This is a genomic window from Formivibrio sp. oc-25, from assembly GCF_055810895.1.
The window spans coordinates 1-13,602 of record NZ_JBVVOL010000044.1; the positions used below are offsets into that span (position 1 = coordinate 1).

At 56.1% G+C, this 13,602-nt stretch carries 13 protein-coding genes; 7 read left to right on the plus strand and 6 right to left on the minus strand.

The genetic code is table 11. The features are described 5' to 3' along the window. Positions 1-165: 165 nt before the first annotated feature. The 3 genes from AC0KVQ_RS15515 to AC0KVQ_RS15525 all read right to left on the minus strand — a co-directional run bounded on the left by AC0KVQ_RS15515 (position 166) and on the right by AC0KVQ_RS15525 (position 2,940). Entirely contained in the window at positions 166-1,140 is a 975-nt protein-coding gene (locus AC0KVQ_RS15515; protein WP_473422095.1) for a TRAP transporter substrate-binding protein, read from the minus strand. A 323-nt stretch (positions 1,141-1,463) separates the two neighbouring features. Next, positions 1,464-2,435 (minus strand): TRAP transporter substrate-binding protein, encoded by a 972-nt coding sequence (locus AC0KVQ_RS15520; RefSeq protein ID WP_473422096.1) that lies wholly within the window; start codon positions 2,433-2,435, stop codon positions 1,464-1,466. Positions 2,436-2,535: 100 nt separating this feature from the next. Then, positions 2,536-2,940 carry a YchJ family protein gene (locus AC0KVQ_RS15525; protein ID WP_473422097.1) on the minus strand — a complete coding sequence of 135 codons (405 nt, stop codon included), beginning with the start codon at positions 2,938-2,940 and terminating at the stop codon, positions 2,536-2,538. Here AC0KVQ_RS15525 and AC0KVQ_RS15530 point away from each other — a divergent pair. From AC0KVQ_RS15530 to AC0KVQ_RS15545, 4 genes are all read left to right on the plus strand, one after another. Then, positions 2,939-3,673: an HAD family hydrolase gene (locus tag AC0KVQ_RS15530; RefSeq protein WP_473422098.1), complete on the plus strand. Its 735-nt coding sequence runs from the start codon at positions 2,939-2,941 to the stop codon at positions 3,671-3,673. The genes AC0KVQ_RS15525 and AC0KVQ_RS15530 overlap by 2 nt on opposite strands. A gap of 10 nt (positions 3,674-3,683) precedes the next feature. Further along, on the plus strand, positions 3,684-4,436 hold the full coding sequence (locus tag AC0KVQ_RS15535) for a CHAD domain-containing protein (protein ID WP_473422099.1): 753 nt from the start codon (positions 3,684-3,686) through the stop codon (positions 4,434-4,436). A gap of 63 nt (positions 4,437-4,499) precedes the next feature. Further along, on the plus strand, positions 4,500-5,645 hold the full coding sequence (locus AC0KVQ_RS15540; protein ID WP_473422100.1) for an FIST signal transduction protein: 1,146 nt from the start codon (positions 4,500-4,502) through the stop codon (positions 5,643-5,645). Beyond that, entirely contained in the window at positions 5,639-7,999 is a 2,361-nt protein-coding gene (locus AC0KVQ_RS15545) for a hybrid sensor histidine kinase/response regulator (RefSeq protein WP_473422101.1), read from the plus strand. The genes AC0KVQ_RS15540 and AC0KVQ_RS15545 overlap by 7 nt, the downstream gene beginning before the upstream one ends. 19 nt (positions 8,000-8,018) lie before the next feature. Here the strand turns inward: AC0KVQ_RS15545 and dut are convergent, their stop codons facing one another. Both dut and coaBC read right to left on the minus strand, forming a co-directional pair. Beyond that, on the minus strand, positions 8,019-8,468 hold the full coding sequence (gene dut, locus AC0KVQ_RS15550) for a dUTP diphosphatase (RefSeq protein ID WP_473422102.1): 450 nt from the start codon (positions 8,466-8,468) through the stop codon (positions 8,019-8,021). A gap of 16 nt (positions 8,469-8,484) precedes the next feature. Then, positions 8,485-9,669, minus strand: a complete 1,185-nt coding sequence (coaBC, locus tag AC0KVQ_RS15555) for a bifunctional phosphopantothenoylcysteine decarboxylase/phosphopantothenate--cysteine ligase CoaBC (RefSeq protein ID WP_473422103.1) — start codon at positions 9,667-9,669, stop codon at positions 8,485-8,487. Between the two features lie 56 nt (positions 9,670-9,725). On the opposite strand from coaBC, the gene radC reads away from it, so the two are divergent. Both radC and AC0KVQ_RS15565 read left to right on the plus strand, forming a co-directional pair. Then, the gene (gene radC / locus AC0KVQ_RS15560; RefSeq protein ID WP_473422104.1) at positions 9,726-10,400 is read left to right on the plus strand and encodes a RadC family protein; all 675 of its coding nucleotides are present in this window, start codon (positions 9,726-9,728) and stop codon (positions 10,398-10,400) included. A 52-nt stretch (positions 10,401-10,452) separates the two neighbouring features. Beyond that, positions 10,453-11,463, plus strand: coding sequence for a hypothetical protein (locus AC0KVQ_RS15565; RefSeq protein ID WP_473422105.1), 1,011 nt, complete (start codon positions 10,453-10,455; stop codon positions 11,461-11,463). 77 nt (positions 11,464-11,540) lie between these two features. Here the strand turns inward: AC0KVQ_RS15565 and AC0KVQ_RS15570 are convergent, their stop codons facing one another. Continuing rightward, complete coding sequence (locus tag AC0KVQ_RS15570) at positions 11,541-13,145, minus strand: ABC-F family ATPase (RefSeq protein WP_473422106.1); 1,605 nt, start codon at positions 13,143-13,145, stop codon at positions 11,541-11,543. Positions 13,146-13,240: 95 nt separating this feature from the next. On the opposite strand from AC0KVQ_RS15570, the gene AC0KVQ_RS15575 reads away from it, so the two are divergent. Next, the gene (locus AC0KVQ_RS15575) at positions 13,241-13,528 is read left to right on the plus strand and encodes an aminotransferase class I/II-fold pyridoxal phosphate-dependent enzyme (protein WP_473422107.1); all 288 of its coding nucleotides are present in this window, start codon (positions 13,241-13,243) and stop codon (positions 13,526-13,528) included. Positions 13,529-13,602: the final 74 nt, after the last annotated feature.

Genomic DNA, 13,602 nt, shown 5'->3' on the forward strand with positions numbered 1-13,602 from the left:
ACTGTCGACATGATGATGATCGACAACCCGGAGATCCAGATACAGAGCCGATAGACCACGTCCATCGCCTTCAGATAGATTTGCATCGCGGTTTCCTCCCCTTAGGAAACACATGGGGCAGGCAACGCCCGCCCCAGTGACAATAGCAGTACAAAAACTACGGAATTACTTCACGGCTTCAATACGCTTGATCAGATCAGTATATTGAGCACCGTATTTCGCGCGTACCGGAGCGGTCAGGTCATAGAAGGCCTTCTTGTCGGCTTCAACCACGATCACACCATCCTTCTTCATCTGGGCGCGGCTGGCAGCAACCTTCTCATCCCACAGCTTGCGCTGTTCCAGCTGGGCTTCGCGCGACAGCTTCTTGATCAGCGCCTGATCTTCCTTGGACAGCTTGGCCCAAGCAGTCTTGGAGAAGCAGAAGATTTCCGGAATGATCAGGTGACCGGTCAGGTCATAGTACTTGGCCACCGTGTGGTGGTTTTGCGTCACGTAGGTCGGCTCGTTGTTTTCAGCACCGTCCACCACGCCGGTCTGCATGGCGCTGAACAGTTCACCAAAGCCCATCGAGATGCCATTACCGCCCATGGCATTCAGGGTATCCACGAACAGCGGGTTGCCCATCATGCGGATCTTCATGCCCTTCAGGTCGGCCGGGCTCTTCACCGGCTTCTTGGTGTACAGGTTACGCGTACCGCCATCCATCCAGCCCAGACCTACCAGGCCAGCCGAGCTGTCGGTGATCTTTTGCAGGATCTCGTCGCCGATCGAGCCATCGATCACCTTGCGCATGTGTGCTTCGTCACGGAATACGAACGGCATGTTGAACACGTTCACATCCGGCACCACCGGACCCACCGCACCCAACGAGATGCGTACGATCTGGATAGCACCCACCTGGGCTTGTTCAATCATTTCCTTTTCGTTACCGAGCGTGGCGTTCGGGAACATCTTCAGGGACAGGCGGCCCTTGGTAGCGGTTTCGAGCTTCTTGCCCAGATTCTGCATGGCCACCACGTTCGGGTAGCCTTCCGGGTGTACGTCGGCAGCCTTGAAGGTTTCTGCCATGGCAGTCACGCTGGCACCAGCGAACAGCGCTGCACTGCATACGCTCAGAATGGTTTTACGAAATGACATGCGACTTCCTCCTCAATTAGAAAGTTTGTGGCTGACGCCACTCCTTGCACTGGCCTGACCATTAAACATCTGGTCTGATGGCCTGCAAAGCGGTCATAGAATACGAGCAAAAAATCCAGATATCAATCAGGCATTTCGCTATTCATGCGCGCAAATCGCAACCACCGCAACGCACAAAAAAACAAAAAACCAAATAAATTCAATGCAGTCGGTATAAATTTTGGTCCTGTGTCCTGACCAAAAAAATTTTTAACAATTGATACAAATCAACGGAAAACAGACACCTGGGCAAAATCTTCCGATTCAACCCACCGATCAGCAGGCTATTTTGTCTCGACAATTTCCTTGACCAGCGCTTTCAACTCAGGGGTTTGTGAAAACTTGTCCCAAACGGGCCTCATGACGGCAACGAACTCTTCTTTGCGCACATCATTGATAAATTTGGCACCTGCCGCTTGCGCGACTTGCTTGGACTTCTGTTCTTTGTCGTTCCAGAGCTGCACATAGCGTTTGGTGGTTTCTCGAGCCGCCTCACGAATGATTTTCTGATCCTCCGGACTCAGGCCATCCCAGACCTTTTTGGAAAAGATCAGCACTTCAGGCGCCATTACATGCTGGGTTTCGCTGTAGACCGGTGCCGCTTCATAATGGCGGGCCGATTCATAGGTTGAGTAATTATTCTCGGCGGCATCCACCAAACCAACCCGCAATGCCACACCGGCTTCCGCCATGGGTACAGGTGCCGCAATCGCCCCCATCGCCTGCACCAGGCTTACCCATAAATCCGATTGCTGCACCCGGATGCGCATGCCCTTTACATCGGCCAGCCCCCTGACCGGCTTTTTGGCATAAATCGAGCGTGCGCCGGATTCCCACAACACCAAACCAACATAGCCCGCTTTTTCGAAGGCAGCCAGGATTTTTTCGCCGGATTGGCCATACATGGTTTTGCGGAAATGCTCGATATCGCGAAACAGGAACGGAAAGGATGGCACCATGGATTCAGGCACCTTGCCATGAAACGCTCCAGTATTGACCCGTACCATGTCGAGCGTGCCCATCCTGACCTGATCAACGGTTTCCTTTTCCGAGCCCAGTACACTGTTGCCAAACACCTTGACGCCATATTTCCCCTGGCTTTTTTGTTTGAGCACTTCGCCAAAATACTGTACGGCCTGTACGGTTGGATAATCTTGCGGGTGAACATCCGCCGAACGGAAATCCCGCGCATGCGAGGAGGCCGCCATTGCTGCAGCCCCGATAAGAATGGATATTTTTGTTAGTGGGTACGACATGGTTTCCTCCTTGAATGAGAACTTCCGGCCTGACAATCGCGCCAAAGTCCATGCCGGATGTTACCCATATCGCGCAGGAAAACCCAATAGTCGGCTGCACTTATTCCTCGATCAGGCCATCGAGGTAATACCACCGGTCATTTTCAAGCACAAAACGGCTGGCTTCATGCAGTTTTTCCGCCCGTCCATTCACTTTGTAGCGCGCAACAAATTCAACACCGCCCTGATCAGCTTTCTGCCATGCGGTCATAATGGTCAGCCCCTGCCATTTCAGGGCAGCATCTACCGCCAGATCAAGACTGGCAGGTCTGGTACTCGCATGCCAGGTATCGAGCAGGTATGCTTCCAGGCCAAGGACATAGGCCGTGTAGCGCGAGCGCATCAGGCGCTCCGGGTCCGGAGCGGGTAAACCGGCATGGTAGCGTCCGCAACATTCGGACAGCGGGTGGCCGCTGCCGCATGGGCATTGCGTCGAGGATGGCGCAGAAGTTTTTTTCTTTTTCATGGGAGTAGTCCGGGTCTGCCCGGCAAATTTGTCAGTGACAGTATTGCACCAACCTCATGACCAAAGGGCAAGTCCAGAGTTGCCATTAGGCGCAGCGATCTTCGACATGGACGGCCTGATGCTCGACAGTGAACGCCTGGGTCTGGAATGCTGGCGCGAAGCTGCACGCCAAGTCGGCGCTGAAATTCACGAGGAAGCCATTCTTGGCATGATCGGCATGCACAGCAGTAAAACCGGGCATTGGCTCAGAGAGCAATTTGGTCCGGAATATCCAGTCGACGCCGTGCGCAGTGCATGTCATGAGATTTACATGCAGCGCACATATAGCGCACCGATTCCCTTGCGCCCGGGACTACTCGATATGCTGGACTGGCTGGAATCACGCCAGTTGCCCAAGGCCGTTGCCACTTCCACACGTCGACACATTGCATTGCACCATCTTGAAATGGCCGGATTGCTGGCTAGATTCCAGTTTGTGATTTGTGGTGACGAAATCGCAAACCCCAAACCTGCCCCCGATATCTACCATGCTGCGGCAGCCCGCTTGAATCTGCCGGCGGCAGTGTGTGTCGTATTCGAGGATTCCGACTATGGTGCTCAGGCGGCATACGCTGCGGGTTGCCGTTTGATCGTCATCCCGGATTTGCGGCCGCCTTCGCGCGCAACATGCGACCTGGGCGTGCCTGTGGTGGCCTCCCTGCACGAAGCGAGGGAATTGATCAAGGATTGGTAGTGGCCTGCACATGAAATGCCAGGATAGACTGTACAACCAGTTGTCATCGCATCTTGGACAGATCGCGCTGGCAAGAAGGCATACGCTCGAAAGTACCGACCCGGAAGGGTTGCACGATCTGCGGGTAGCCATGCGTGGCCTGCGGGTTGTCCTGTCCATACTGGGCAAACAGGCCGCTGAACTGCGCACGCAATGGCGCATCATGGCCAACGCCACCGGCCCGACTCGAGATCTGGAAGTCCTGCTGGCCCTGATCGATACCCTGCCCCATACTCACGATCTCGCCACGCTGCGCGCACGATTGGCCAAGGAGGAACAAGTCGCCCGCGCCACGCTCATGCAGCTGCTGTCAGCATCTGCCATGCCGCGCTTGCTTCAGTGCAGCCGGCGGAAGCTGGGCCATATCATGCAGCAAATTTCTGGCAGAACCTTGCGTCGGCGGGCCGAAAAGCGAGCCCGGGGTTTCAGCGGCATCATTGAGCAAAAAATGGAGCAACTGAACGAACAATCACCAGCCCAGGCGTGGCATGAGTTTCGTCTTGACATCAAACGACTACGCTACCTGATTGAGCATTGCGGCACCTGCCTGCCCGAACACTGGCAAACGCTGCATCCTCTGCTCAAACGCAGCCAGACCACACTGGGAGAGTTGCACGATCTCGATCTGCTGATCGGAATCAGCGCCCATGAACTGAACCAGGAACGTCAATCGCGGCTTTCTGCCGCATACCATGCCACTGCTGCACTGAAAGACAAGCTTTGACCGGCCAGTCTTGCTGGTGTACAAATTTGGCGAGAATTGTCCAATCCATTCGCAAGGCATGTCATGCAAATTATCCAGCAGACATATGAGCAGTTGCCCGATCCCGCCACATTGGCACAACTGGATGCCATACATCCACATGTGCTGCTGGTATTTGGCCCCCCCGTCTTTTTTGAAGACAGACAACTTTCCGCACGATTGAAAACAGCATTGCCCGATGCCTTGCCGATCGGCTGTTCATCCGGGGGCAACGTCGGCAAGAACGGTGTGCACGACGGCTCCCTGCAGATCACCGCCATTCATTTTGCTGATCCAGCATTGTCCTGGGCCAACGCCGACCCGGCAAAATTCGAAAACTCCTTCGCGGCCGGCCTGCATCTGGGTGAGCAACTGGCCAAACAACCGGTACGCCACGTACTGTTATTCTCCCAACGCCAATCCACCAACAATCACCAATTGTTGCAAGGGTTGCAGTCGATCCTTCCAGGCGTTCCTGTCACAGGCGGCGTGGCCTGCAATCCGCTGCTGCAGCCTGGCAGTTACACGCTCGACCCATCCGGCATCAGCGAATCACGCTGCGTGGCATTGGGACTATGTTCGCCGCAACTGCAGATTTCGTGCGGCATTTCCAGCGGCTGGCGGCCTTTCGGCCCGGCACGCCTTGTCACACACAGCAAGAACAACATTCTGTATGCACTGGATGGTGCACCGGCACTGGATATGTATAAACGCTATCTTGGTCAGCATATGCATGACTGGGCACATGCCCGGCTGCTGTTTTCTTTTGAAATACTGGATGCGAGCTGCCGGGAAACCGGGCTGATCCGTGCCGTGCAAGCCTATAACGAAAATGATGGCAGCCTGATACTGACTGATGACATACAGGAAGGCAGTTACATGCGCCTGATGCATGCCAGCACCAATGCGCTGGTTGGCGGCGCTGAAGCTGCCATAGATCAAGCGCGCAAAAACATCGCCAACACATCGACTAGTCTGGCTTTCGTGGTCAGCTGTGTCGGCCGGCGCATCATCATGGGACAACAAAGCGACGAAGAAATCGAAGCCATCCTGCCGTACCTTCGTGCATCCAGCCATCTGTCTGGCTTTTACGCGCACGGAGAATTTGGTACTCCTGCCGGGCAAAATCAGCTTCCGCACATTCTTAATGAAACCCTGTCCGTCACGCTGCTGAGCGAAATGTCATGCTGAGCAAATTATTGGCAAGACAGCTACGTCGTGCATTGCAACTGGACCACGGCGATCCCTTGCAGGATGCCACCCGGCAATTGTTGGACCCGTCCAGTCCACAGCACGCAATGCTGGCTCGCCGCCTGATCGCCTCGCTACCGCACCTGATCGGCGACATCGACGACAGCTATCGGCAATACGAGCGCGATCTGGATTTGCGCAGCCGCAGTCTTGAACTGTCATCCGAAGAGCTGGTCGCAGCCAATGAACGGCTGCGGCAAGAAGCCATCGAACAGCAACACGCCATCCGCCAACTGCGCGCCACCACCAACCAGTTGCTGCATAACAACCACATGCCGCTTCTGCAGGAAGACGGGCATGATTTGCTGTCGATCACCAATCTGATCTCGGTACTGGTCAGCCAGCGCGAAGAAGTAAGGCGGGAATTGCAGGCCAACGAGGCACGCCTGCGCAATCTGATCGCGAATCTTCCCGGATGCATCTATCGCCTGTCGCATGACGGCATCTGGTCGGCACAGATTCTTTCCGGCAGCGTTTACGAACTTACCGGCTACGAGCCAGGGGAATTCCTTTCAGACCAGCGGAGCTTCAATGCCATCGTCGCGCCAGATGACTTGCCTCGCCGCAATCAGGCCATTCTGCACGCATGCCGTAACGGCATTCCCTTTGCACTGGAATACCGCATTCATTGCCGCGATGGTCGTGTGCGCTGGGTAGTCGACCGGGGCCAGGGCATCTATGCCGATGATGGTGCGCTGTTATCCATCGACGGTGTGATTCTCGACAACACCACGCAACATGAAGCGCAGGAAGCCCAGCGCCTGGCACGCGAAGCCGCCGAAGCAGCCAATGAAGCCAAGAGCCGCTTTCTGGCTAACGTGTCACACGAAATCCGCACACCCCTCAACGGCATTCTGGGCATGACAGAACTGGTACTTGGCGGTGAGCTGCCCGATGCCGAGCGCGAGGCGCTTGGGCTGGTCAAGAACTCTGCCGATAGCCTGTTGGTAATCATCAATGATCTGCTCGATTTTTCCCGCATCGAGCACGGGCAGTTTGCCATCGAGCATCTGGATTTTTCCTTGCAGGATCTGCTCAAGCAAACCCTGGCTCCACTTGCGATCAAGGCTACGGGGAAAGGCTTGCAACTCCACAGCAGTATCGACACTCGTCTGCCTGCCACGTTTAGCAGCGATCCGATGCGCCTGCGCCAGATTCTGGTCAACTTGGTCGGCAATGCCATCAAATTCACCCCGCACGGCCGCATTGACATCAACATCCATCGAACAGACGAGGGGCGCATCCGTTTTTCGATCCGGGACACCGGTATTGGTATCGAACCCGAACGACAACAGGCGATTTTCGACCCATTCACACAAGCCGATATTTCCACAACCCGGCTCTATGGCGGCACCGGGCTGGGCTTAAGTATCTCGTCCCAACTCGTCACCAGATTGGGGGGCAAGCTATGCGTTGAAAGCCAACCGGGACAAGGCAGCCATTTCCATTTCGATCTCCCCCTTGCAACCGAATCCATAAATACCTCTCGGCCGATACAGCAACTGCCAGACACCAACCTGCCGCACCATCAGGCCGAACGCGCTCAGACCGGCAGCTTGAACATCCTGCTGGCCGAGGACAACCCGATCAACCAGAAAGTTGCGGTTCATTTTCTGGCACTCGGTGGCCATCGTGTCGTCACTGCGCATAACGGGCATGAGGTTGAAAAATGTCTGGCACAGGAAATATTTGACCTGGTGCTGATGGATATTCAGATGCCATTGATGGATGGGCTGCAATGTACGCACCGCATACGCGCCAGCGAAACCAGTCAATCCAGACACATGCCGATCATTGCACTCACGGCACATGCCTCGGCCAGTGAGCGCGATAACTGTCTGGCAAACGGCATGGACGGCTTCATCAGCAAGCCATTTTCGCGGCACGCACTGCTGGCAGAAATCAATCGGGTCATGTCACAAGCGGCAACGCCTGATATATCGAGCAATACGCCAATACCCGGCAGCAATCTTTATGACCGGGATCAGGCACTGGACATGCTGGGTGGCGATTGTGAGTTGCTGCGAGAGCTAAGCGAGGTATTCCTACGGGAAACGCAATCCACCATGCAGCAAATTGGGCGTGCGCAGACTGACCGAGATGCTCAGGGATTGTCGCGAGCCGCGCACACCTTGAAGAGCTCACTGGGAGCGGTCGGAGCGCTGCGTGTCATGGCCACCGCACAGTCCTTGGAAAACCAAGCCGCCATTGCGGCTTGGAGCGATATTCCAACGCTGGCAAACAGACTGAATCAGGAATACCTCGCACTGTGCGAGTTGTTGCGGGAAAACTGATTACGCCGGGATGAGACGTTCAGTGCTTGCCAGTACTCCCAAAGCCACCCTCTCCGCGCTCGGATTCTTCGAACGATTCCACCACATTGAAAACCGCCTGCACCACCGGCACCACCACCAGTTGCGCAATGCGCTCCAGCGGCTGGATGGTGAACACGCTATGTCCGCGATTCCAGACCGAGACAAAAATCTGCCCCTGGTAATCCGAATCGATCAACCCGACCAGATTGCCCAGCACAATGCCGTGCTTGTGTCCCAGCCCCGAGCGCGGCAGGATCATTGCCGCCAGACCGGCATCGCCAATGTGCAAGGCGATGCCCGTGGGCACCAGTGTGGTTGCACCCGGTGCCAATTCAATCGGTGCCGCCAGACAGGCGCGCAGATCGAGCCCGGCCGAACCTGTCGTGGCATAGGCTGGTAAATTATCCTTCAAACGGTCGTCGAGAATGCGCAAGTCAATCGTGGCCATAGAATACTCCGTGAATTCAGTGTTTCTGTTTTAGATACAGGTTGGCTGCATGCGCAACCAGTTTGCGTGCCAACTCCAGCTTGCCGGCGCGTGCTAAACGGTGCTGGCCATCGTCATCAAGCAGGGTGATTTCGTTGTCGTCGGCACCGATGGCGGTTTGCACCAGATTGGCGGCCAGCAACGGCAGATGCTTGCGTCGGCGCTTGGCTTCGGCATATTCGAGCAGATTTTCCGACTCGGCCGCAAAGCCGACACAGAATGGCGGTTTTGCACGCGCAGTGACATTGGCAAGGATATCCGGGTTTGGCGCCAACTCCAGCGTCAGGATATGCGCGTCCTTCTTGATCTTCTGCTCGGATTGGTTGAGCACGTAATAATCGGCCACGGCCGCCACGCTGATGAACATGTCGGCGGAATCCACCTCTGCATTCACCGCGTTGAGCATGTCCTGCGCCGATACCACATCGATACGCCGGCAACCGGGCGGCGTAGTCTGGCTGACCTGACCGGAGACCAGCACCACCTCCGCACCCACCTCCCAAGCCGCACGGGCAATGGCATAACCCATCTTGCCTGAGCTCGGATTGGTCACGCCGCGCACCGCATCGATACGCTCGAAGGTCGGCCCGGCGGTAATCAATACCTTCTTGCCAGCCAGCAGCTTGGGCTGAAATGCGGCCTCGACATGCTGGGCAATTTCTTCCGGTTCCAGCATGCGTCCCTCGCCTACCTCGCCGCAGGCCTGCACACCGGCGGCCGGGCCAAGGATGGTCACGCCATCATCTTTCAGTTGCCCGATATTGCGCAAATTGGCCGGGTTGGCCCACATCTGTTTGTTCATGGCGGGGGCCACCAGCAACGGGCATTCACGTGCGGCAGCCAGCGTGGAAAGCAGATCATCGGCAATGCCATTGGCAAGCTTGGCAACAAAATTGGCCGTGGCAGGCGCCACCAGGAACAGATCGGCCCAGCGCGTGAGGCTGATATGCGCCATGCTGTCACTGCGCTGCTTGTCCCACATATCGACAAACACTTCACGCCCGGTCAGCGCCTGAAATGTCACCGGTCCGACAAATTCTGTGGCCGACTTTGTCATCACCACCTGTACCTGATGCCCCGCCTTGATGAGCAGACGCACCAGCTCGGCCGTTTTGTAAGCGGCAATTCCACCACTGACGCCAATCAATATTTTATTTTGCATAATTAGTAAGCAATAGTTATGCTGAACCCGACAAGTTTAACCGGAAAGCCGCCATCATGCCGATTACAGACTGGCCCGCCGAATCGCGTCCACGCGAAAAACTGCTCGCTCACGGTGCGAACAGCCTGAGCGATGCGGAATTGCTGGCCATTTTTCTGCGCGTGGGCCTGCCGGGCAAGAGTGCGGTGGACCTCGCCCGCGATCTGCTCAAGCATTTTGGCTCACTGGAAGCGATGTTCCGGGCCTCCCTGAAAGAGTTTTCCGCCATCCCCGGCATGGGTGACGCCAAATATGCGCAACTGCAGGCAGTGGTGGAAATGTCGCGCCGCGCACTGGCTGAAGAGTTGCGCGAGCGTGATGCCTTTACCTCGCCAGAGTCGGTTCGCCAGTATCTGCAACTGCGCCTGCGCGGGCTGGTCACCGAAGAATTTCATGCGCTGTTTCTGGATACGGGGCACCGTCTGATTGCTGCCGAAGTTATCGCCAAAGGCAGCATCAACGAAGCACGCGTCTACCCACGCGAACTGGCTCGCATCGCTTTGCAGCATCATGCAACAGCGGTGATCGTCGCGCATAACCACCCATCCGGCCGGATTGAGGCATCCGCCGCCGATCTGGCACTGACGCGGCAATTGCAGAATGCGCTGGCATTGCTGGATATCAAACTGCTCGATCACTTCATTGTTGCCGCTCATCGGATCGTCTCGCTTGCCGAGACAGGCGGTCTGTAGCCTGCATCCATCTGGCCGATAAATTCTCTGTAAATGCACAGAGAACAAGACCGTGAAGATCACCGAGAGCACCATGGCGCTGGCCGCCCAGCGCAGCTATTCCGAGCAGCAATTCAGTCGGCTCGATATCCGTGTCGAACAGCGCTCAGCCCAAGCAGCAAATCGCCCGGAAGTCAGCCTGTCCGATGCCGGACTTGCTCAATCCGCACAATCCAGTGGAGCTATCGATACGGAAAGCGCAATCGAAAACGACCCGCAATTGCGCATGATCAAGCAGATGATCGAGCTTATTCTTGGTCGTGAAATCGAGTTATTCGGCGGCCGCTTGCAAAACCCGGAAGAAACAGCCGCAGTCAGCTCACAGAATCACAGCGTGGCCATGCAGGAAATCGAAGGAGGTTTCGCGCTGGATTACCGGGAAATCTACGAAGAGAGCGAAGCCATGGCATTCAAGGCGGCTGGCATCATCCGGACGGCCGATGGACGCGAAATCGAGTTCAGCACCGAACTCAGCATGATGCGCAGCTATCGCGAAGAAAGCAGCTTGAGCATTGCCACCGGCTCGCTCGCACAAAAGAAAGACCCGCTCATCATCAACTATGCCGCATCGGCGGCCACCCTTTCCGCTTCAACCTTTTCCTTTGATATCGATGCTGACGGCCAACAGGACACCATCAGCCTGCTCAACCGGGGCAGTGCATTCCTGGCCCTTGATCTGAACGGTGACGGCAAGGTCAACCATGGCCGAGAACTATTCGGCACGCAAAATGGCGATGGGTTTGCCGATCTGGCCAAACATGACGGTGACAACAACGGCTGGATCGATGAAAACGATGTGGTATTCGCCAAGCTCAAGCTCTGGATCAAGGATGACAGCGGTACCGACAAGCTGGTCGATCTGAAATCGATGGGCATCGGCGCGATCTATCTTGGCAACGCCAAGGGCGATTTCAGCCTGAATACCCATGAAAACCGCGAGTTAGGCCAGATTCGCGCCACGGGTATTTATCTGATGGAGGATGGTCGGGCCGGAACAGTACAGCAGGTTGATCTGGTCGCCTGAATTACAGTTTCGGAAGATTGGCAAAAACAAACCCCGGCTGAACACCGGGGTTTGTTTTTGCTGCCGGGCAATGCTGCTTATTCGAGCCCGCGGCTGGCCAAGTAGTCTTCGTAGCCACCAACGTAATACTCGTAAGTGCCATCACCATTGAGTTCCAGCACCTGCGTGGCAAGCGAACTGACGAACTGACGGTCATGCGAAACAAAGATCAGCGTGCCCTTGAACAGTTCCAGCGCTAGGTTCAGCGATTCGATTGATTCCATATCCATGTGGTTGGTCGGTTCATCCATCACCAGCACATTCGGGCGCTCAAGAATCAGCTTGCCGTAGAGCATGCGCCCCTTCTCGCCACCGGACAGCACCTTGACTGATTTCTTCACATCATCGCCCGAGAACAAGAGACGCCCCAGAATGCCGCGAATCACCTGATCGTCGTCACCCGGCTGGCTCCATTGCTTCATCCAGTCGAACAGCGTGATGTCTTCCTCGAAATCTTCTTCGTGATCCTGTGCGAAATAGCCGATCTGCGCCTTTTCCGCCCACTTGACCGAACCTGCATCCGGCTTGAGCGCGCCGACCAGCAGCTTGACCAGCGTGGATTTACCCACGCCGTTGCCGCCGATCACTGCCAGCTTCTGGTTGGCCTCGAAAATCAGCTCCATGCTCTGGATCAGCGGCTTGTCGAACGATTTGGACAGCCCCTTGGCCTCGAAGGCCTGGCGGTGCAGCTTGATCTTGTCGTCGTACTCGAAGCGAATATACGGGTTCTGGCGCGAGGATGGTTTCACCTCGACCATATTTTCCTTGATCTTGTCAGCAAGCTTCAGACGCGAAGTGGCTTGGCGCGATTTCGACTTGTTGGCAGCAAAGCGCTGGGCAAACGCATGCAGTTCGGCCACTTTTTCCTTGGCCTTGGAGTTGTTGGCCAACAGCTTTTCACGCGCCTGCGTGGATGCCAACATGTAATCGTCGTAGTTGCCCGGATAGATCTGGATCGCGCCGTAATCCACGTCGGCGATATGCGTACAAACCTGATTCAGGAAGTGGCGATCGTGCGAAATGATGATCATGGTGGAATTACGCTCGTTCAGCGAGTTTTCCAGCCAGCGGATGGTGTTGATATCCAGGTTGTTGGTCGGCTCATCCAGCAGCAACACATCCGGATCAGAAAACAGTGCCTGTGCCAGCAATACGCGCAGCTTCCAGCCCGGCGCGACTTCGCTCATCGGGCCAAAATGCTGGTCGGTCGGGATGCCCACGCCCAGCAGCAGCGCTCCGGCCCGCGCTTCCGCCGTATAGCCGTCGTATTCCGCCACCTTGCCTTCGAGCTCGGCGGCATGCATGTAATCGTCTTCCGTGGCTTCCGGGTTGGCATAGATCGCATCGCGTTCGTGAATCGCGGCCCACAACTCGACATGCCCCTGCATCACCACATCAATCACGCGCTGATCTTCATAGGCAAACTGGTCCTGGCGCAATTTGCCCAGGCGCACGCCCGGGTCCAGGCTGACATTGCCGGATGTAGGCTCAAGATCGCCACCGAGGATCTTCATGAAGGTGGACTTGCCGCAGCCGTTCGCGCCGATCAAACCGTAACGGTTGCCGTCGCCGAACTTGACCGAAACCTTTTCGAACAAAGGTTTCGCGCCAAACTGCATGGTGATATTAAAGGTACTGATCATGGTGACTGACTCACTGAAAACTGCGCTGCCGCATTGAAAAGATAAAACCGGGGCAGCTAAACTGCCGGATTCTATCACAAACCCCTGCCCGCCCCATGAACCGCCATGCCCCCCGTCTTGAGCAGATTGAGCCATTCCATGTCATGCGTATCCTGGAAGAAGCGCGCCACCTGGAAGCTGCCGGGCGCGACATCATCCACCTGGAAGTGGGCGAGCCGGATTTCCCGACACCGCCATTGATCATCGAAGCAGGCATCAAGGCACTGTCTGAGCGCAAGACGTTCTACACCGGCGCTGCCGGCTTGCCAGCACTGCGCGAAGCCATTGCCGGGTTTTACCAGTCGCGTTTCGGTGTCAGCGTCGATCCGTCGCGCATCATTTGAGGTAGCCTGAATTCCGTAGACACGCCTGTTTGGTAAAATCTGAACCAACAGGAGTGCGAAATGAGCAAGAGAGT

Excerpts from the sequence above, each read along its gene's own strand:
- AC0KVQ_RS15535 (WP_473422099.1), top strand. The coding sequence starts at position 3,684 with ATGAAATGCCAGGATAGACTGTACAACCAGTTGTCATCGCATCTTGGA.
- AC0KVQ_RS15545 (WP_473422101.1), top strand. The coding sequence starts at position 5,639 with ATGCTGAGCAAATTATTGGCAAGACAGCTACGTCGTGCATTGCAACTG.
- AC0KVQ_RS15530 (WP_473422098.1), top strand. The coding sequence starts at position 2,939 with ATGGGAGTAGTCCGGGTCTGCCCGGCAAATTTGTCAGTGACAGTATTG.
- AC0KVQ_RS15570 (WP_473422106.1), bottom strand. The coding sequence starts at position 13,145 with ATGATCAGTACCTTTAATATCACCATGCAGTTTGGCGCGAAACCTTTG.
- AC0KVQ_RS15575 (WP_473422107.1), top strand. The coding sequence starts at position 13,241 with ATGAACCGCCATGCCCCCCGTCTTGAGCAGATTGAGCCATTCCATGTC.
- coaBC (WP_473422103.1), bottom strand. The coding sequence starts at position 9,669 with ATGCAAAATAAAATATTGATTGGCGTCAGTGGTGGAATTGCCGCTTAC.
- AC0KVQ_RS15540 (WP_473422100.1), top strand. The coding sequence starts at position 4,500 with ATGCAAATTATCCAGCAGACATATGAGCAGTTGCCCGATCCCGCCACA.
- AC0KVQ_RS15515 (WP_473422095.1), bottom strand. The coding sequence starts at position 1,140 with ATGTCATTTCGTAAAACCATTCTGAGCGTATGCAGTGCAGCGCTGTTC.
- dut (WP_473422102.1), bottom strand. The coding sequence starts at position 8,468 with ATGGCCACGATTGACTTGCGCATTCTCGACGACCGTTTGAAGGATAAT.
- AC0KVQ_RS15525 (WP_473422097.1), bottom strand. The coding sequence starts at position 2,940 with ATGAAAAAGAAAAAAACTTCTGCGCCATCCTCGACGCAATGCCCATGC.
- AC0KVQ_RS15520 (WP_473422096.1), bottom strand. The coding sequence starts at position 2,435 with ATGTCGTACCCACTAACAAAAATATCCATTCTTATCGGGGCTGCAGCA.
- radC (WP_473422104.1), top strand. The coding sequence starts at position 9,726 with ATGCCGATTACAGACTGGCCCGCCGAATCGCGTCCACGCGAAAAACTG.